Annotated in this window: 10 protein-coding genes, 1 tRNA gene and 1 pseudogene; 8 read left to right on the forward strand and 4 right to left on the reverse strand. The window is 68.0% G+C overall.

The window, feature by feature from the left end; genetic code table 11:
* Positions 1 to 34: 34 nt before the first annotated feature.
* Positions 35 to 6,286 carry a DNRLRE domain-containing protein gene (locus OG595_RS28110; RefSeq protein WP_329276746.1) on the reverse strand — a complete coding sequence of 2,084 codons (6,252 nt, stop codon included), beginning with the start codon at positions 6,284 to 6,286 and terminating at the stop codon, positions 35 to 37.
* Positions 6,287 to 6,613: 327 nt separating this feature from the next.
* Here OG595_RS28110 and OG595_RS28115 point away from each other — a divergent pair, with 327 nt between their 5' ends.
* Positions 6,614 to 7,732 (forward strand): sensor histidine kinase, encoded by a 1,119-nt coding sequence (locus OG595_RS28115; RefSeq protein ID WP_329276748.1) that lies wholly within the window; start codon positions 6,614 to 6,616, stop codon positions 7,730 to 7,732.
* Here OG595_RS28115 and OG595_RS28120 read toward each other — a convergent pair.
* Positions 7,673 to 8,275 carry a response regulator transcription factor gene (locus OG595_RS28120; RefSeq protein ID WP_329276750.1) on the reverse strand — a complete coding sequence of 201 codons (603 nt, stop codon included), beginning with the start codon at positions 8,273 to 8,275 and terminating at the stop codon, positions 7,673 to 7,675. The genes OG595_RS28115 and OG595_RS28120 overlap by 60 nt on opposite strands.
* A 101-nt stretch (positions 8,276 to 8,376) precedes the next feature.
* Between OG595_RS28120 and OG595_RS28125 the strand changes: the two genes are divergently transcribed.
* Both OG595_RS28125 and OG595_RS28130 read left to right on the forward strand, forming a co-directional pair.
* Entirely contained in the window at positions 8,377 to 8,763 is a 387-nt protein-coding gene (locus OG595_RS28125) for a hypothetical protein (protein WP_329276752.1), read from the forward strand.
* A gap of 51 nt (positions 8,764 to 8,814) precedes the next feature.
* A complete protein-coding gene (locus OG595_RS28130) occupies positions 8,815 to 9,150 on the forward strand; it encodes an ankyrin repeat domain-containing protein (RefSeq protein ID WP_329276754.1) in 336 nt (111 codons plus the stop codon).
* Here the strand turns inward: OG595_RS28130 and OG595_RS28135 are convergent.
* Both OG595_RS28135 and OG595_RS28140 read right to left on the reverse strand, forming a co-directional pair.
* Positions 9,122 to 9,921, reverse strand: a pseudogene (locus OG595_RS28135) (IS5 family transposase). The gene OG595_RS28130 and the pseudogene OG595_RS28135 overlap by 29 nt on opposite strands.
* Before the next feature lie 350 nt (positions 9,922 to 10,271).
* Positions 10,272 to 10,344, reverse strand: a tRNA-Arg gene (locus tag OG595_RS28140).
* A 323-nt stretch (positions 10,345 to 10,667) separates the two neighbouring features.
* Here OG595_RS28140 and OG595_RS28145 point away from each other — a divergent pair.
* The 5 genes from OG595_RS28145 (at position 10,668) to ettA (ending at position 18,774) form a co-directional block, all read left to right on the forward strand.
* Positions 10,668 to 12,287 carry a dynamin family protein gene (locus tag OG595_RS28145; protein ID WP_329276757.1) on the forward strand — a complete coding sequence of 540 codons (1,620 nt, stop codon included), beginning with the start codon at positions 10,668 to 10,670 and terminating at the stop codon, positions 12,285 to 12,287.
* A 5-nt stretch (positions 12,288 to 12,292) separates the two neighbouring features.
* Positions 12,293 to 14,431 (forward strand): GTPase, encoded by a 2,139-nt coding sequence (locus OG595_RS28150; protein ID WP_443073155.1) that lies wholly within the window; start codon positions 12,293 to 12,295, stop codon positions 14,429 to 14,431.
* A 325-nt stretch (positions 14,432 to 14,756) separates the two neighbouring features.
* Positions 14,757 to 15,230 (forward strand): single-stranded DNA-binding protein, encoded by a 474-nt coding sequence (locus OG595_RS28155; protein ID WP_329276761.1) that lies wholly within the window; start codon positions 14,757 to 14,759, stop codon positions 15,228 to 15,230.
* Positions 15,231 to 15,496: 266 nt separating this feature from the next.
* Positions 15,497 to 16,918, forward strand: coding sequence for a Cys-Gln thioester bond-forming surface protein (locus OG595_RS28160; protein WP_329276762.1), 1,422 nt, complete (start codon positions 15,497 to 15,499; stop codon positions 16,916 to 16,918).
* A 191-nt stretch (positions 16,919 to 17,109) separates the two neighbouring features.
* Complete coding sequence (gene ettA / locus OG595_RS28165; protein WP_329276764.1) at positions 17,110 to 18,774, forward strand: energy-dependent translational throttle protein EttA; 1,665 nt, start codon at positions 17,110 to 17,112, stop codon at positions 18,772 to 18,774.
* Positions 18,775 to 18,780 lie beyond the last annotated feature (6 nt).

Genomic DNA, 18,780 nt, shown 5'->3' on the forward strand with positions numbered 1-18,780 from the left:
GCGCCCGCCCCAAGGGCTATCAGTCAGGGCAGGTTCAGCCCTTGGTATAGACGATGCGGTAGCTGGACACATATCGCATGGATGTTCTTGTCCAGCTCCAGCCTCCGGTCCGAGTCCACTTGATCCCGGTCCACTTGATGCGGTAGGTCGTGCGGTCGCGGTAGGAGTACTGGTAGTGCGTTTCGAAGGTCGCAAGGATCTTCTGCCTGCCCCAGCCGTACCAGGCCGCGACCTTGCATTTGAAGATGTACTGCTTGCGGTAGCGGTACTGCCGCTTCCACGCGCTGATGGGAATCGGCCCGTAGTCACCGCTCAGAATGTCCATGTACCAGTGCCAGTTGACGTTCTGCCAACCGCTGTAGCTCCACCGGGTGGTACGCAGAACTGTTGTGAAGCTGCGTCCGGTCCAGGCGTGCTTGGGCACGCGGCAGGTCGCGCAGCCGGTGACGTCCTCGTTGTTGACAGGGTCGGCGCACGCGTAGTCGTAGGCGTTGCAGCTACCACCCGGTACCGGGTCGGCCGACAGGAAACGGCCGGTCGACGGGTTGTACAGGCGGACACCCATCAGAGTAAGGCCCGTGAGGGTTTCCGTGGACCGGTGCATGCCGCCGTGCCACCCGTAGCGGATCGTGCTGGAGGTGTTGGTGCGGTTGCCGTACTCGTCGGTGGTGAGCACGGTGGGTGCCTGGCCAGCGATGGTGGGCAATTGCATCACCACGTCGCCGTGCAGGTTGACCAGTTGCAGCACGGGCGAGCCGGTCTTGGCGGTGGTGGCCACCAGTTGCCCGTCGAATCCGTTGACATTGCGGGTGACCGCGCCGGCGGCGTCCTCCACGGTCCAGCGCGGGGTGTCCGCGTCGGAGCTGTAGTGATTGACCTTGGACTGGGTCTGTGTCCAGGTGCCGGAGGCATTGGATTCCACGGTCCAGCCGCGGAAGCGCAGCTGGGAGTCGAGGGTCCAGGTCTGCCGCTGGTTGCCTGCGGTCTGCTGGCGCACCAGGTCGTTGGTGTAGTAGGCCAGCGTGGTGCCGGGGGCTGCTGTGGTGCGGCCGAAGGCGTCGTAGGTGTATCCGGAGTCGACCAGGCGGTCGGCGCTGTCGTAGGTGTGAGTGGTGATCGCGGCGCCGGTGGTGGTACAGGCCAGGCCAGGCTCGGCTGCCGCCGTGGCCAGGGTCTTGCGGTTGGCGTTCTTGTCGAGGGTGTAGCTGCGGGTGATGCAGACACCGTCGACGGTGTCGTCCTCCGCCCGGACGAGCCGGCCGGCCTTGTCGTACCGGTAGGTCTGGCTGGAGGTTTGGCCCAGCGAGCCGGTGTAGGAGGAGCGCTGGCCGTGGACGGTGGGGATAAGGGTTTCGGAGAAGAGCACCTCGCCGTCGCTGTCGCGGGTGTACGTCCGCTGCATCGCCATGCCAGCCGGGTTGGTGCTCTGGCTCATGGTGTAGCCGCCCGGCAGCTTCTGGGAGCGCACCTGTCCGTCGGCGTCGTAGCGGACGCTGAACGCGCCGGCCACGGAGTCCGTGATCGTCGTGGGCAGGCCGCGAGGGTCAACGCTCGTGTCGTACGCGTAGCTCGTACTGGAGGGCACGTTGTCGCTGACGAGGACGGCGTGACCCTCGGCGTCGTACTGGCTGGTGGTCACCCCTCCGTCCGCATCGGTGTAGGAAATGAGGCGGCCGAGCTTGTCGTACCCCTTTTTGACGGTTCCGCCGCCGGTGGAGGTGATCTCGGCCACCTTGCCGCTGACCGCGTCGTACGTTGTGGTGACTGCTGGGACGGCGGTTCCGGTGCCCCCGGTGATGGCCACGGTCTTCGCGCGGCCTGCGTCGTCGTATTCGGTGGTCTTGACCCGCGTGGTGCTGTTGGCGCTCTCCGACAGCTTGGAGGTTTCGCCCCACCGGTCGTACTCGGCGGTCGTGGTCACCAGTTGGGTCGGGTTGGAACCCCCGCCGGTGATCGCCGCGGCGGGCCGGGTGCGGCATACCTCGTCGGCCCATTCGGCCCGACCACCGCAGACACCGGTGCCGTCGCCGGTGTAGTAGTCCGTGATCAGCGTGCCGGCGTCGGATCCGGTGGAGACGGGCATGCTGCGGGTGATCTGTCTCCCTGCGGTGTCGTAGGTGGCCTTCTCGGTGATGGCCAGGCCGCCCGGGTCCTGGATGGTGCTGGTGGGCTCACCTACCACCCAGTCGTAGACGGTCTGGGTTATGCGGGCATCGGCCGTGAGCGTCGGCCAGTTGCGCGGCTGGCCACCTTCGGTGCGCTTGGTGACCTTGTCCGAGATGGTGGCCGTGCCGTCGGTGGGTCGGCCGTCGTCGTACTCGCTCACGGTACGGTGGCGCACGATCGCCTGGTCACCTGCGGCCAGCACCGTGGTGGTGCCGTCCTTCAACTCGGCGTCCAGAACAACCCGGTGCAACGGACCGAGCGTTTCCACCTCGCGGGAGCCGTCAGCGTTGTAGATGCCCCGGTTGGACAGCAGTTCGGCACGCTCCGCTGTCGGCAGGCCGACAATCCCGAGGTCGGCCAGCTGGGCCTTGTCGGCGTCCGTGGTGCCCATCGCCAAATTGCGGTTGGCTGCGGACAGCTCGCGGACCGCGTTGCCGAACTGGTCGTACTCCGTGGTGGTGATGTTCTTGGCGGCATCCAGGGTGTTGGCTTCACGGCCGGAGGCGTTGAGGTAGTGCACCAACGCCCGCCCGTAGTCGCTCGCAGCAAGGGAGGCGCCGCTGTGTGAGGCAGGGACCGAGCCCGTGGGGAACACCGCGGTGGCGTCCGTGGGCGCGTCGAGCTGTCCCCAGGGCGCCACGTCGCCGGTGCCCATGGCTTGGGGGGCCTTGGTGCCGGTGAGCGGTACGCCGTACACGACGGACGTTTGAGCCGTGCCGCCGTCCAGTTCATCGGCGGAGCCGGCTTTCAATGTCGGGCGGGATGCCTTGAGCAGCATGCCGTCGCCGGACACGGGATCGGTGCCGACCTTGCCGTAACCGAACGTCCAGGCCAGCTGGCCCGGCGGCGTGAACTGGATGACGCGGCCGGCGGAGTCGTATACATACGTCGTCTTCAGCGCCGGGGTGACCCTGGGGTCCCAGGTCTCACGCAGGCGGCCGGCGTCGTCGTAGGTGTACTTCGCCACGCTCGTCGCGGTGGAGGCGGTAGTGCCGGGGGTGGTTGCCCACACCCGGATCTCGGACACCTGGTCCTTGACGTTCCCGAAGGTTGTGGCGGTGGCGGTGGTCGACGAGGCGTAGACGAACTCCAGGACGCGGCATCCTCTGGTGGCCGGATCGGCCTCGCAGGTTCCGAGAGTCACCGCGCTGGTGGCGGCGATCACGCGCTTGGGACGGGCGAGGACCTTTCCGTCGACGGTGACTGCCTCGGGGATCACCTCGGTCGTCGAGTGGGCCTGGCCGTCCACCAGGGACCGGGAGACTGTCCAGGCGACGGCGGAGGAGGTGACCCGGCTGAAGGTGGTGACGTTACCCTCGGTGTCCGAAAGCGTGAAGTCGCCGCTGGTGAAGGTGCCTTTCAGGGTGAGGTCTTCAGAGCCCGGCTCGGGGATCCAGCCGGTTTTGGCCGAGTTGGCGGAGAAAGCGAACGTCTCTCCGCCGGCCGTAACGATGTCGAGCGAAGTCGCCGAGGTCTTCCGTAGCTCGGAATAGTCGGACTTCACGGCCTGCGCCGTAGTGCCGGCCACCCACTCCTTGCCGAAAATGGCCGCCTGCCCGTCCTGTGCCGCCCCGGCCTGTGGGATGCGGGAGGACGCGCTGCGGGTCACTGTCATGTCGAGCACGGAGACATCGGTGCCGGACAGGGTGTAGTCGCCGGTGAGGAGGTTCAGCGAGCCGGGCCCGACCTCACTGGCGGCGGAACCGTCGGCATTTCGGTCCACTACGACGGACAGCGGCTGCGTCGCGCCGAGGGCCCCGTTGGGGCCGGTGAAGTCGGCCTTGATCTGGATCGATCCGTCCGGGTCGACGGTGTCTGTGGTGTTCCACACGAGCGCTGCGTTCTTGCCGCCCGCCAGAGGCACCGGCCAAGCCGTGAGCGCCGTCCCGCCGGAGGTGACGTTACCGACGGGGATCTTCACCCAGTCGTCGGCCTCGGACCGGCGCCAGGAGAAGGACACGGCGTCGTACTTGCCCGTCTCTGCCTCGGCGACCAGCGGAAGTCGGCGCGCCGTGCGCTCACCGTCGGACGGCTGGATGAAGCCCCCGGGGCCTGCGTGGAAGATGTACTCGGTGGGTTCGGACTTGTTGTCCGCCTTGTCGACGGACCGTACCTGCAGGGTCTGGGTGCCGTCCTTGGGCGGAGTGATGGAAAGTGACTTGTTCGCGGTGGACCCGCCGGTGGCAACTTTGGTCCAGGTCACCCCGTCCAGCGACCACTCCAACCAGTTGTGGTCGGCTGCGGGAGGCGTGACGGTGAAGGTGCCGGCCTGTCCTGTGCCCTTGACCCACTGGCTCGACGGGTAGTCGGTCGAGGTGATGTTCGTGGGGGCGGAGGGAGCCTTGGTGTCGACGGTGAACGTCTTCCATGCCGACCAGCCGACATTGAAGTGCGTCCCGTCGTACGGCGACGTACGGAACTTGTACGTCTTGCCGTCACTCAGCACGCCGGACGCGACCGTGACCTCGGCAACCTGGCCGGAGGGCACCCACGGGGAGACGAGGTACTCGCCGACCTTGGTGTCGGTCGCCGCGTCGCGCACCTCGAACGTGCCGTTGACCTTGTCGCCGTTGGCGTCCACGAAGGTGTCACGCAGTGTGGGGGTCGTGGTGTCGACGACGTAAGTGCCGCCGTAGGAGAAGTACGGCGGTCCCGCCTCCTGCTTTGTGCCCGTGCGCGGTCGATAGTTGTAGTTCACCACGAGCTTCGGCGGGTTGGAGGCCGCGTTGGCGGAGTTGACCCGCTTCCACTGCGCGACGACCGACTCGCTGGTGGCCCGGATGCCCATATGGCCACGGGTGGCCTTGGCCGAGGCCCACTCCTGGACCAAGGCTGTCACATCGGCGTTGATCCACCCGTCGGGCTGCGCAGTGCAGTCGGCGTTGCCGCGGGTCTCGGTGGAGGTGGCCTTCTTCGCCGTCATCGTCGGACGGTTGGTCCACCGGCTTGAGGTGGACGCCGCCGGGGACGACCAGACCTCCCACGGGTAGAGCTTGCAGTCGGTGTTGCCCGAGTGGAAGTTCCACAGGGACAGCTTCGCATCCAGGACCAGCGCGTCCTGGATGGGCGAGGTGTTCCAGGAGACAAAGGACTGCGCCGTGCGCGGCGTGCCATCGGCGTTGGTGGTGCCCGGGTTGCCGAGGTCCAACTCGGTGTCGGCGGACCAGTCGACGGTCTCGCCCTGCTGGACGTAAGTGTCGAAAACGTTCGACAGCGAGGACGTGGACGGGTCGACGGTGACCGGGTACCTGGTCACCGGATCGGCGAGGAAGCCGGCGTCCGGGGTGACCACCAGGTCGACCGACGAGCCCTGCTTCACAACCTTCAGGCCGACCTTCGCCTTGTGGGTGTGCTCGCCTGACCGCTCGTCGACGGTGGAGTCCCACATCACCGGCGCGGGCATAACGGCCCGCTTCTTGTTCTTCTTGTCGGTGAACTGCACACTGCCGTCGGCGAGTTGCTTTACTTTCAAGCCCTTGGCCTTCAGCGGCAACGTATACGTGTAACCACCTGCGGTGGGCCGCTGTTTGATCTCCACGAACTGCTCGAAGCCAGTGCGCGTTGCTTCGACGACCACGTCCGCGCCCGGAACGGCGTTGGCGTACTCAGCACGCGTCCCGTCGAGTGAGGGCTTCGGCAGGCCACCCTTCCACTGGAGGGTGATCTGCTGTTCCCCTTCGCCGAGCGTCACCAGGTCGGTCGCCTTGGCCTCGCGTGCGGCTTTCAGGGACGTGGCGGGGGTTCCGGTCTTGCCGGCCAGGCGCAGCCCGTCCGGGTGTGCTTTCGGCTCTACGCCGCCGGCGACCTCCTGCAACTCGACATCGACGTCGGTCCATTGGCCGTCCCGCTGGAACCGGATCGGCCCTGCCGCCAGCTCTGTGGTCAGACTGCCGTCCTTGTTGGCCCAGGTCGTCGACGTCTCGGTGCGCTCGCTCAGCGCCTCCACACGGTGCCCGGAGAGCCGGGCGGCAATGCGGGCCGAGGGTATGTCGTCGGCCTGCTTGACGATGGGCTTCTTCGGTTTGGCGGCCTTCACCTCAGGGCGCTGGCCAGGAAGGCTGAGGGCGACGACGTCGCCTGTATTGGCGACCACGAGGACCGACTCGGCGGCGAGTAGCATCGCGGCAACTGCCGCAATACGGGGCAAGGCACGTCTGCGGCGGTGGAAGGCCAGCACGGAACCCCGAATTCGAGGTGCGGCACGTCTCATCGAATGACATCCCTTACAGATCAGGACATGCGGGCACCCGATCCGACCACTTCTGCCACCACAAAAGAGGTGAGATCTTCACCAATTCTGCGTACAACCCTTGTCCGGTCTGAGCGGTCAAAAACCCGGCGCAGGGGTATGCCCTCCATCAAGGTCAACCGAGGTCCAAGGTCACGAAGGTGGGGAGACTGTGTGAGGCTTCGTATGCGGGTGACTCAGGCGACCGGGATCGCATCCGTGTCCTTGACGGTCCTGGTCACGGGCTCGCTCGCATTGCTTGGCGCAGAGGTGCTGGCGCAGCCCGTGAGCAAGGGAACACTGGTCACCGGTTTCATCCTGATGATCCTGCTCCCCGCCGTGCTGCTCGGCCAATATGCGCCGCCTCCCTACCGTCTCCCCTACCGGTGGCGGTGGGGACTGCTCGCCTTGCAAGCGTTGCTCACCTACTTTCCGGTCCTCATTTTCGAGTACTCATGGCTCAGCCTCCTGGGCTTTCTCGCGGGCGCGGTACTGCTGACAGTGCCGCGTCCCGCTTCGATCGTCATCGCGGTCGCCGTGGCAGCCAGCGGCCCCCTGCTCGTGAACAGCAGTTTGGTGACCGCACAAGGCAGTGGCCTGAGTGTGCTGGTGTCCACGGTCATCACCGCCAGCAGCGTGTATGCAGTGGTCCACCTCGCCCTGCTCGCAGCGCGTCTTCAGACATCGCACAGTCAGGCGGCGCGGCTTGCGGAGCACCGTGAGCGGGCCCGCATGGCCCAGGACTTGCACGACCTAGTGGGTTCGTCTCTTGTCTCCATCGCCGTGCAGAGCGAAAGAGCGCTTGCTCGCACCGAGAGCAGCACACCGGGACACCGTGCCCTGAGAGAGATCGCGGTCCTGGCGCGACGCACCCATCAGGATATGCGGGGCGTCACCAGTCAGCGGGTCGCCGCCCATTTTCACACCGAACTTGCTTACGCTCAAAGCCTGTTGTCCCAGGCAGGGATCGCCACATGTACCGTCTTGCCACCCCGAATGAATCTCGCGGGGCCCATAGCTCACTGCCTCAGTGCCGTTCTACGTGAAGGCATCGGAAACGTGCTCCAGCACAGCCAGGCATCGAGCTGCGAGATCGAGATGACAGCGCACGCCTCCCGCCTGTGCTTGACTATCGACAACGACGGCGCACCGCCCCGGGTGGGAGACCCTGGATCGGGCAGTGGACTGGCGAATTTGCGGTACCGGGTGCTGGCGCAGGGCGGCACGTTCGACGCACGCCCTTACGCCGGACACTTCGTCATCACCATTGAGCTGCCGCTAAATCCATCCGTGGCTTTCGGCGATGCGAATTGCGTCGATGAGGGTACGCGCGTGTAATTTCCCCACCGCGGCGGACAGACGGTTGCGCACCGTACCGACACTTAGAAAGAGATCCGCGGCTATCGATCGCGGGTCGGCTCCGCTCGCGGCCAAGCGGAGCACCTCCGCCTCACGCATCGTCAGCGGAGTGGCCGCCGCTGCCTCCTCCGCCAGCTCCGGAGGCTCAATCACCCGGCCGCCGACGCTGACCGTACGCACAGCCTGTGCGAGTTCCTGTACAGAGACGGACTTCAGTAAATACCCCGACGCTCCGGCATCGAGGGCGCGCCGGACGTAACCGGCCCTGTCCATGGCAGTCAGCATCATCATCCGGCAGCCCGGCACCCGCCTCGGCAGCTCCCGCACCAAAGCCAACCCATCCATACCGGGCAAATCAATGTCAAGGAGGGCCACGTCGGGTGAGGCGCCTCCCGCCATCTCCAGTGCCTCGTGTGCGTCGGCCGCACTACCCACAACCTCGATGCCGAACTCACCGTCAAGGAGAGCGACCAGCCCCTCCCGGACCACTTGCATGTCTTCCACAACGAGCACCCTGATCATGAGCTGAATGCTCCGGTACGAATCCGGCCTGCGCAATGCACCAACCTGGCCCTGCCGATGTGGCTGTACGTCGGGCCAGCGCGCAGTGGTTTCGGCTGACCGTGGCCCCAGGGACGCCAGGTGCGCGCGACGCCTTCCTCGCCCTACTACGGCCACTGCTGTTCGCCGCCGCCCTCGCCGTGGCCGCCCTGGTGTGTCTGCCGTCCTTCGTGCTCGGCCGGATCGCCGCCCGGATCCTGCGGCTGGACGCCCTGGTGACCCTCTCTACGACCCTGGCCTGTGGCGTGAAGAACGGTCACACCACCGCGGTGGCTCTCAGCACGGGGCTGTTGATCGTCGCCGTCCGTGTGCGCGACTCGCGTGTCAGGGCGCCCGTTCACCCTGGTCATCGGCGGCTGGGGCACACTGGTCGGGCTGACCCGTGCCCAACGTGTTCCTGGTTCGCCGAGGCATCTCTCTTCTTAGACGTCATCTCAATTGGTGATTGACAGTGGAGATAGTCGCTGGCAGATGGTGTGCGGTGACGGTTGAATGCCTTGGTGAGTGACTACTGGGCGCCTGCCCATGATGCGGTCGAGCACGACAATGCGGAGGCTCTGGCCCGGTTACTGGCCGACGGCGCTGATCCCGACGAGGTCTTCGGCAACATGACGCTGCTGACGCACGCCATCGATGCCGAGGGCGACAGCTCCCTGCAGAGTGGTGAGCCGCTGACGGTTCACATCACTGCTGTACTGCTGGCCTTCGGCGCTGACCCGGAGCTCGCGGATCCAGACGGTTGTACACCGCTGGACATGGCCGCCCAGAACGGACACGAGCTGGCGGTGAATCTGCTGCGGGCCCACATCAACCGGCGAGCCGCCGGTAGCAGATGAGGGTGCAAGCGATACTCGTGAAGGCGAGGAAGTGCTCAGCTTTGCGTTCGTAGCGGCGGTGGAGTCTGCGGCAGCCGACGAGCCAGGCCACTGACCGTTCTACGACCCAGCGGTGACGTCCCAGGCGGGTGGAGGACTCAACGCCGCGTCGGGCCAGACGGTGCGTGATGCCCCGTTCGCGGAGCCATTGCCGCAGGTGGCGGTAGTCGTATCCCTTGTCGCCGTGCAGCTTGCCGGGCTTACGGCGGCGCGGCCCGCGTCGCGAGCGGATCGGCGGGATACCCCGCACGAGCGGCTCCAGGCCCTGGCTGTCGTGCATGTTCGCGCCCGAGATACCGACTGACAGTGGCAGACCGGTGCGCTCGGTGATCAAGTGGATCTTCGACCCGTACCTGCCGCGATCCACAGGATTCGGACCTGTCAGATCCCCCTTTTCATCGCCCTCATGTTCACCGAGTCGATCGCGCACCGCGACCAGTCCAGCTCGCCGCGGGACCCGAGCTCGTCGAGCACCAGGCGGTGGAGCTTGGCTCACACCCTGGCCTTCGTCCACTCGGTGAAGCGTCGGTGAGCCGTCGCGCCGGACGGCCCGAACGACGCGGTCGGCAACTGCTGCCACGTGCAGCCCGAGGTCGCCACGAAGACGATCGCGGCCAGCACTTCGCGGTCGCCATGCCGACGTCGGCCCCCACCCTGGGGCCGTGACGGCGCCTCCGGAACCACCCGCTGGAACAACTCCCACAACTCATCCGGCACCAGCCGCTCAACGATCCTCACCACGACTGGCAGCTTACCCAGCCAAATGAGATGACTTCTAAGAAGGAGGAGGCGAGACTCATGGCGCCAAGGATGATCCGACATGAGAGCCTCCTTCAACCTGAATGCCGATTTGCCCTCCTCTGGAAGGTCGTGACGGGGCGGTCGTCTCGTCACGACCGCAGAGAGACCGCACGGAAACTTCGGGAAGAACACCCGCCGAGGACCGGATAAAGCCATCTCCAGCCGGACTGGCGACGGCTACGACAAGGGTACCGGCCGCACCCGAGCAACCACTCCACGGGGCCCGGTAAACCATGCCTGACCAGCAAAAACGCCCTCCTGGAAGGAGAGCGGAGAAAAAGCGCCCCCGGCAGGACTCGAACCTGCGGCCAAGCGCTTAGAAGGCGCCTGCTCTATCCACTGAGCTACGGGGGCCGGGTGTGGTGGCCTCGGTCGTGGTCGGCCCGGGTGTGGGCTGGTCCCTGACGTTGCCGGGGACAAGGATAGGGCTCCCGGGTCCTTGTCCTGGTTGCTTCACCTCCGTGGCTCAATGTGGAGGTTCAGTGAAGCGGTCCTGATAATCGCAGGCAGGTACGAATCGTGCACCGCTTTTGCCGTCTCGCGCATCGGGTGTTGTGCACTCGTTATGCCTGGACTATGCCTACGTCCCAGTCATCCCTTCCGTCCCTTGTGTTCCGTCGGCGCGCAGGCATGCTCATATGCTTCAGAATTCCCCTAAAATTGGGCATTCTTCACATGTGGTGACCTTGGACGTACGGCCTCAGCTGCTCGACGCACTTTCCGCCCTGCGCGACCGTGTCGCCGCCGCACGCTTCCCGCTGCCCCTGCCCGGGGCTCCACGCGCGCGTGCCAACCGCGACGAACTGCTCGCGCAACTCGACGACTACTTGGTGCCCCGCCTGAGGGAACCTGAAGCGCCCTTGCTCGCCGTTGTGGGCGGGTCCACCGGGGCCGGCAAGTCGACCCTCGTCAACTCCCTTGTGGGGCGCCGGGTCAGCGAGGCCGGCGTACTGCGGCCCACGACCCGGACTCCGGTGCTGGTCTGCCATCCCGAGGACCATCACTGGTTCAGCGGGATGCGCGTACTGCCCGACCTCACGCGCGTGTGGGTGCCCCCACAGGAGCCGGGACAGGACCCGGTCGACGATCTGCTGCTCCCCGGCGAGGACGGGGCGCGGATCCTGCGGGTCGAGACCGCCGAGAGCCTGCCGCGTGGCCTCGCCCTCCTCGACGCCCCCGACGTCGACTCCCTCATCGCCGACAACCGCGTCCTCGCCGCCGAACTCATCTGCGCCGCCGACATCTGGATCATGGTCACCACGGCCGCCCGGTACGCTGACGCCGTCCCCTGGCATCTCCTGCGCACCGCCAAGGACTACCAGGCGTCCCTCGTCACCGTTCTCGACAGGGTGCCCCACCAGGTGGTGTCCGAGGTGTCCCGGCAGTACGGCGCCCTCCTCACCAAGGCCGGCCTCGGCGACGTACCGCGCTTCACGGTGCCCGAACTGCCCGAGTCCGCCTGGGGCGGTGGGCTTCTTCCAGCCACCGCGGTGGCGCCCCTGCGTGCCTGGCTCACCCAGCAGGTACAGGACCCGGCCAGCCGCCAGCAGGCCATGGCCCGTACGGCGTACGGCGTCCTGGACTCCCTCAAGTCCCGGATGCCCGAGCTGGCCGGCGCCGCCGCCGCGCAGTACTCGGCCGCCCTACGGCTCACCGCGGCTGTCGACGGGGCCTACGACAGCGAGCACGCGCGCGTACGGGGGCGGCTGCAGGCCGGTGCCGTCCTCGCCGGGGACGCGCTGAAGCGGTGGCGGGCCTTCCCGCTCGACTGCTCCGCGGGCGAACTCCTCGACGCCCTGGTGGAGAGCCTCTGTGCCCTCCTGCTCTGCTCCGTCACCGCCGCCGACGAACGCGTCGACGACGCCTGGCGCCGCGAACCCGCCGCCGACGCCCCGGAACTGACGGGCCGCGACCCGTCCCAGGAGAGCGTCGAACACCGTATCGGGATGGCCGTACGGCGCTGGCGGCGCGAGCTGGAGGAGTACGCCGAGGAGGAGCTGCGCGAGCTCGACAGGAGCGCCGCCACGGACGTAGAGGCGGTCGCCGCTCTCGTCGCCACCGCGCTGCTGGGCGGCCGGCGGGCCCGGTCCGCGGGCGAAGGGCTCGCCGAGCGCATCGGCGCCCACGGAGCCCTGCGGCTGCGTGACCGCGGCGGACGGCTCCTCACCGACCATCTGGACCGGGTCATGCACGCCGAACGCGAACGCCGCCTCGCCCCGCTCGATGCCCTCGACGTCCATCCGGAGCCCCAGGCCGAACTCATCGCCGCGCTGTCCGTACTGCAGAAGGAGAGGTGACCGCGGTGACCGCCGTCACTGACCACGACCACCACGACGCCTCGGCCGAAAACGTGCCTCCACAGGAGGGCCTTTCCGACGGCGGCAAAGCCGACGAGAAGCGAGAGATGCAAGGGGAGCAGGAGAAGCAAGAGGAGGTGGACAAGGTGGACAAGGTAGAGAAGGCGGAGGAGACGGGGAAGGCGGAGCGGAACGAAGGATCGCAGAAGGGCCCGGAGAAGGGCCCGGAGAACGGCGGGGGGCCGGGCAGCGAGGGCGAGGCCCCCGGAAACGACGCCCCCGGGAAGACCGCTTCCGCCGCTGCCGCTGGCGAGGGAGACGGAAACGCAAACGGAGGCGGAGGCGGAGACGTCGACGTCGACGGAGCAGGCGGAGCCCCCCACGCGCGCGTGCCGTCCGGGCGTGTGGACGTTCGACCGGAGTCGGAGTCCTCCGGCGCCTGGGACGACGGTCTGATCGCCCGGCGCGTGTCCGAGACGGCGGACCCTCCCGTGCGCGAGCCGGTCGTCGAGACCCGGGTCTCCAGCAGCGTCACCCAGCCGGTGATGCCGCTCGCCTACGACGGGCCGCTGCGCTCGCGGCTCGACGCGCTCCGCGAGCTCGTGGGGCTGTCACGCACCCGGCTGGACAGTAAAACGCTAGCCGAGGCCGGCCGGGTCCTCGACGAGGCGGCGGCCCGGCGCAGGCTCTCCGGGCAGCACACCGTCGTCGCCATCGCGGGCGCCACCGGCAGCGGCAAGTCCCAGCTGTTCAACGCCCTCGCAGGGGTGGCCATTTCGGAGACCGGGGTACGCCGGCCGACCACCGCCATGCCCATCGCGTGCAGTTGGAGCGACGGCGCGGCGACCCTCATCGACCGGCTCGGCATCCCGGGACGGCTGCGTCGGCGCCCCTTGCAGAGCGCCGAGGCAGAGGCGCAACTGCGCGGACTGGTCCTGGTCGACCTGCCCGACCACGACTCGGCGGCCGTCCAGCACCGCGAACAGGTGGACCGCGTACTGGCGCTGGTCGACGCGGTCATCTGGGTCGTCGACCCGGAGAAGTACGCGGACGCCGTCCTCCACGAGCGCTATCTGCGGCCCATGGCCGGACACGCGGAGGTCATGTTCGTCGTCCTCAACCAGGTTGACCGTCTCCCCGGGGAGGCCGCCGATCAGGTCCTCGACGACCTGCGGCGACTGCTCGACGAGGACGGCATCGCCCTGGGGGAGTACGGCGAACCGGGCGCCACCGTCCTGGCGCTGTCCGCGCTCACCGGGGACGGCGTCGGCGAACTGCGCGAGGCGCTCGGACAGTTCGTGGGCGAACGCGGGGCCGCGGCCCGCCGGATCTCGGCCGACCTCGACGCCGCCGCGTGGCAACTGAGGCCCGTCTACGCCACCGGACGGCGCGCCGGACTGAGCGAGCGGGCCCGGGACGAGTTCTCCGACCGGCTCGCCGACGCGGTGGGCGCCACCGCCGCCGGCCAGGCCGCCGAACGCGTCTGGCTGCGCAACGCCAACCGCGCCTGCGGCACCCCGTGGCTGCGGCTGTGGCGGTGGTGCCAGGACCGGCGCGAATCCTCCACCGGCCGCTTCGCCGTACGTGAGCAGCCGGACGAGGAGGCCACGGCCCGTCAGCGTGTCGAGCAGGCGGTGCGTACGGTCGCGGAGCGGGCGTCGATCGGACTGCCCGCGCCATGGGCTCTGGCGGTGCGCGAGGCGGCCGTACGGGGAGCCCAGGGCCTGCCCGAAGCACTGGACGAGCTGGCGACACGGGCCGGAACGCCCTCGGGGAGACCGCCCCGGCCGGGCTGGTGGCCGGTCGCCGTGCTGGCGCAGGCGTCCATGACGATCCTTCAGATCGTCGGCGGGCTGTGGCTGGTGGCCCAGATCGTCGGCGTCATGGCGCCGAACCTGGGCGTTCCGGTGCTGCTGATGTCGGTGGGCATCGTCGGCGGTCCGGGCGTGGAGTGGAGCTGCAGACTGGCGGCCCGCGGCCCGGCCCGCCGGTACGGACTGGAGGCGGAACGGCGGCTGCGGGAAGCGGCGGCCGGCTGCGGCCGGGCCCGGGTACTGGATCCGGTGGCGGCGGAACTGCTGCGCTATCGCGAGGTGCGGGAGCAGTACGTGCGGGTCACCGGGGCTCGTGCGGTGGTGGGGTGAGCGAGGGAACCGGCAGGTCACAGGGGGCGAAACCCGGAGGAGTGACAGGAGGGTGACGGGAGAGGAAGACGCGGGTCCCCCGGACGGGTGACGGAGTTTTCCACAATCGGCCGGTGGTCCACAGGGCTCAGCGGGCTCGGACCGACGGATGCATTCTGGCTTCGCGGCGATCACGACGGACGCGATCGGCGCGCGGCGGTGACCGGAGAGGCTCTCGTGGTCGGAGAGGTCCTCGCGGTCGCCGTGTCGGAGGCAGCCGTACGGGACGGGCCCGTACGGGTATCCGCCCGGCGCGAGTGCGCCGGGACCGGGAGGGGTGGTTCGCGTGAACGAGACGATGGTGTGCGTGGTGGGCAATGTGGCGACGCAGCCGGTGTACCGCGATCTTGCGTCGGGGGCGTCGGCGAGGTTCCGGCTCGCGGTGACCTCGCGCTACTGGGACCGCGAGAAGAGCACGTGGACGGACGGGCACACCAACTTCTTCACGGTGTGGGCGAATCGAGCGCTCGCGACGAACGTCGGGGCGTCGCTGTCGTTGGGCGAACCGGTCATCGTGCAGGGCCGGTTGAAGGTGCGCACGGAGATGCGCGACGGGCAGAGCCGGACGTCGGCGGACATCGAAGCGGTGGCGATCGGCCACGATCTCGCGCGGGGAACGTCGGCCTTCCGGCGCTCCGCCGGTCCGCCCAAGGGCGAGGCCGCGGCACCGCCCCGTCCCGAACCCAGTTGGGAGACACCGGTGGCCGACGAGGACGGCGCCGGGGCGCAAGAACGCCGGGAGCCCGCGGTGGTGACGTGAGGTGGGGCCGGTGACGTGACACCGGGCCGGTGACGTGACATCGGTCTGCGGTCGGCGTCGGCCGGACTGAGGCTTATCGGTGGACTGACCGACATATGGATGATCTTGGCGATAACAATTCCGAGTCGGATCGGTTATCCGATGACAGGACTGGGAAGCGCGGTTCGCCACATCCCTAGGATGCCGGGCATAGCTCACGGGGCTTCTGATGCTGCTGGTGGGACCGCACCCCCCACGTCAACGAGTCCTGCTCGAAGGGGAATTCTGTGTTTTCTTCGTTCTCCGCGCTGTCCAGGCGCGGGCGAGCGGCGGCGGCCCGGCTCGCCGCCGCGACGATGGTGTCCGGTCTTGCCGTCACCGGCACGCTCGTCATCGCCGGTACGGCGGTCGCGGACGCGACCCCGCAGCAGCAGGGCGGGGCGACCGCCACCATAGGCGAGCTGAAGACGTACGGCGCGGCCGTCGTCCACGGTGACGACGGGGACGAGCAGGTGTCCGCGGGCCTGTTCGAGATGTCCGTCGACAACGGCGGCATGCTCCAGACGTACTGCGTCGACCTGCACAACCCGACACAGAAGGACGCCAAGTACCAGGAGACCTCCTGGAGTGGCACCTCGCTGGGCGGCAACAAGGACGCGGGCCGGATCCGCTGGATCCTGCAGAACTCCTATCCGCAGGTGAACGACCTCGCGGCGCTGGCCGCCCGGGCGGGCGCGGCCGGTCTCACCGAGCAGGACGCGGCGGCGGGCACCCAGGTGGCCATCTGGCGCTACTCGGACGGCGCGGACGTGGACGCCCTGGACCCGGAGGCCGAGAAGCTCGCCGACTACCTGGAGAAGAGCGCGCAGAACGTCGCGGAGCCCGACGCCTCGCTGACCCTCGACCCGCCCGCGGTCTCCGGCCACCCCGGTGAGCTGCTCGGACCGGTCACGGTGCACACCGACGCGGACAGCGTCACGGTGATACCGCCCGCCGACGCCGCGACGAGCGGGGTGCGGGTCGTCGACCAGGACGGCGAGGCCGTCACGTCCGCGGTCGACGGCGGCCAGGTGTTCTTCGAGGTGCCCGAGGACGCGCTGGACGGCTCGGCCGCGCTGAGCGTCCAGGCCTCGACCAGCGTGCCGGTCGGCCGCGCCTTCACCTCTGACAGCCGGAGCCAGACCCAGATCCTCGCCGGCTCCAGCGAGTCCACGGTCTCCGCGACGGCGTCCGCGAACTGGGCGGCCACCGGTCCCGTCCCCGCACTGTCGGCGCGGAAGAACTGCGCCAAGGACGGCGTGGACATCACGGCCACCAACAAGGGCGACGAGGCGTTCACCTTCCAGCTGATGGGCTTCGAGCACATCATCGCGGCCGGGGAGTCGCGGACGGTGACGATCCCCTTGCAGGAGGACCAGCCGTACGACTTCACGATCCTGGGGCCGAACGGCTTCGACCAGCGGTTCGCGGGTGTCCTCGACTGCGAGACCCAGGGCAGCGCGGGCGGCGACGCCGTCCAGACCCTCAGCGAGCCCAGCCCGGCCCTGGCCGGCGGCACCCCCGCCACCGGCGTCAATCTTGCCGAGACCGGCAGTTCCAGTGCGACACCGATGATCGCGGGCATAGCGATCGTCCTGCTGGTGATCGGCGGCGGCGTGGTGCTCCTCGTCGGCAAGAAGGAGCAGCACGGGGCGGGCCCCCGGGCGTGAACGCGAGAGACACCGCACCTTGACAACTCGACAGTGTGTGACCGCACGGTGACCCGCTGAACCATGCGGCCCCGGCCCGTCCTCCAGGCGCCCGGGGCCGCTGACGTACTCGTTTCCCCGCAAGGGTGGCGGTACGGCAAGATGGGCTGTATCCCACCACTGCCAGATTTCAAGTTGCCGGACGGTTTCTCTTGGCTGAGTACATTTACACCATGCGCAAGACGCGCAAGGCGCACGGCGACAAGGTCATCCTTGACGACGTGACGCTGAGCTTCCTGCCCGGCGCGAAGATCGGTGTGGTCGGCCCGAACGGTGCCGGTAAGTCCACCGTTCTCAAGATCATGGCGGGCCTTGAGCAGCCGTCCAACGGCGACGCGTTCCTGTCTCCCGGCTTCAGCGTCGGCATCCTCATGCAGGAGCCGAAGCTCGACGAGTCCAAGACGGTCCTGGAGAACGTCCAGGACGGCGCAGCCGAGATCATGGGCAAGCTCAACCGCTTCAACGAGGTCGCCGAGCTGATGGCGACCGACTACTCCGACGCGCTCCTCGACGAGATGGGCAAGCTCCAGGAAGACCTGGACCACGCCAACGCCTGGGATCTCGACGCGCAGCTGGAGCAGGCCATGGACGCGCTGGGCTGCCCGCCCGGCGACTGGCCGGTCGTCAACCTCTCCGGTGGTGAGAAGCGCCGCGTCGCACTCTGCAAGCTGCTGATCGAGGCTCCGGACCTGCTCCTCCTCGACGAGCCCACCAACCACCTCGACGCCGAGTCGGTGAACTGGCTGGAGCAGCACCTCTCGAAGTACGCGGGCGCCGTCGTCGCCGTCACTCACGACAGGTACTTCCTGAACAACGTCGCCGAGTGGATCCTCGAACTGGACCGCGGCCGAGCGATTCCCTACGAGGGCAACTACTCCACGTACCTCGAGAAGAAGTCCACCCGCCTCAAGGTCGAGGGCCGCAAGGACGAGAAGAGGCAGAAGCGCCTCAAGGAAGAGCTGGAGTGGGTCCGGTCCAACGCCAAGGGCCGGCAGACCAAGTCCAAGGCGCGCCTCGCCCGTTACGAGGAGATGGCAGCCGAGGCCGACAAGATGCGGAAGTTGGACTTCGAGGAGATCCAGATCCCGCCGGGCCCGCGTCTGGGCTCCATCGTCGTCGAGGTCAACAACCTCTCCAAGGCCTTCGGTGACAAGGTCCTCATCGACGACCTGTCCTTCACCCTGCCGCGCAACGGCATCGTGGGCGTCATCGGTCCGAACGGCGCGGGCAAGACCACGCTGTTCAAGATGATCCAGGGCCTTGAGACCCCCGACTCCGGTGCGATCAGGGTCGGCGACACCGTCAAGATCAGCTACGTCGACCAAAGCCGCGCCAACATCGACCCCAAGAAGACGCTGTGGGCCGTCGTCTCCGACGAGCTCGACTACATCAACGTCGGTCAGGTCGAGATGCCGTCGCGTGCCTATGTGTCCGCCTTCGGCTTCAAGGGGCCGGACCAGCAGAAGCCGGCAGGCGTCCTTTCCGGTGGTGAGCGCAACCGCCTGAACCTGGCGCTGACCCTCAAGGAGGGCGGCAACCTGCTCCTCCTCGACGAGCCCACCAACGACCTCGACGTGGAGACTCTGTCCTCGCTCGAGAACGCGCTGCTCGAGTTCCCCGGTGCGGCCGTGGTCATCTCCCACGACCGCTGGTTCCTGGACCGGGTCGCGACGCACATCCTCGCGTACGAGGGCGAGTCGAAGTGGTACTGGTTCGAGGGCAACTTCGAGTCGTACGAGAAGAACAAGATCGAGCGGCTGGGGGCGGATGCCACTCGTCCGCACCGCGCCACCTACAAGAAGCTGACCCGGGGCTGATCGATC

This window comes from Streptomyces sp. NBC_01451 (genome assembly GCF_036227485.1).
Classification (GTDB): Bacteria; Actinomycetota; Actinomycetes; order Streptomycetales; family Streptomycetaceae; genus Streptomyces.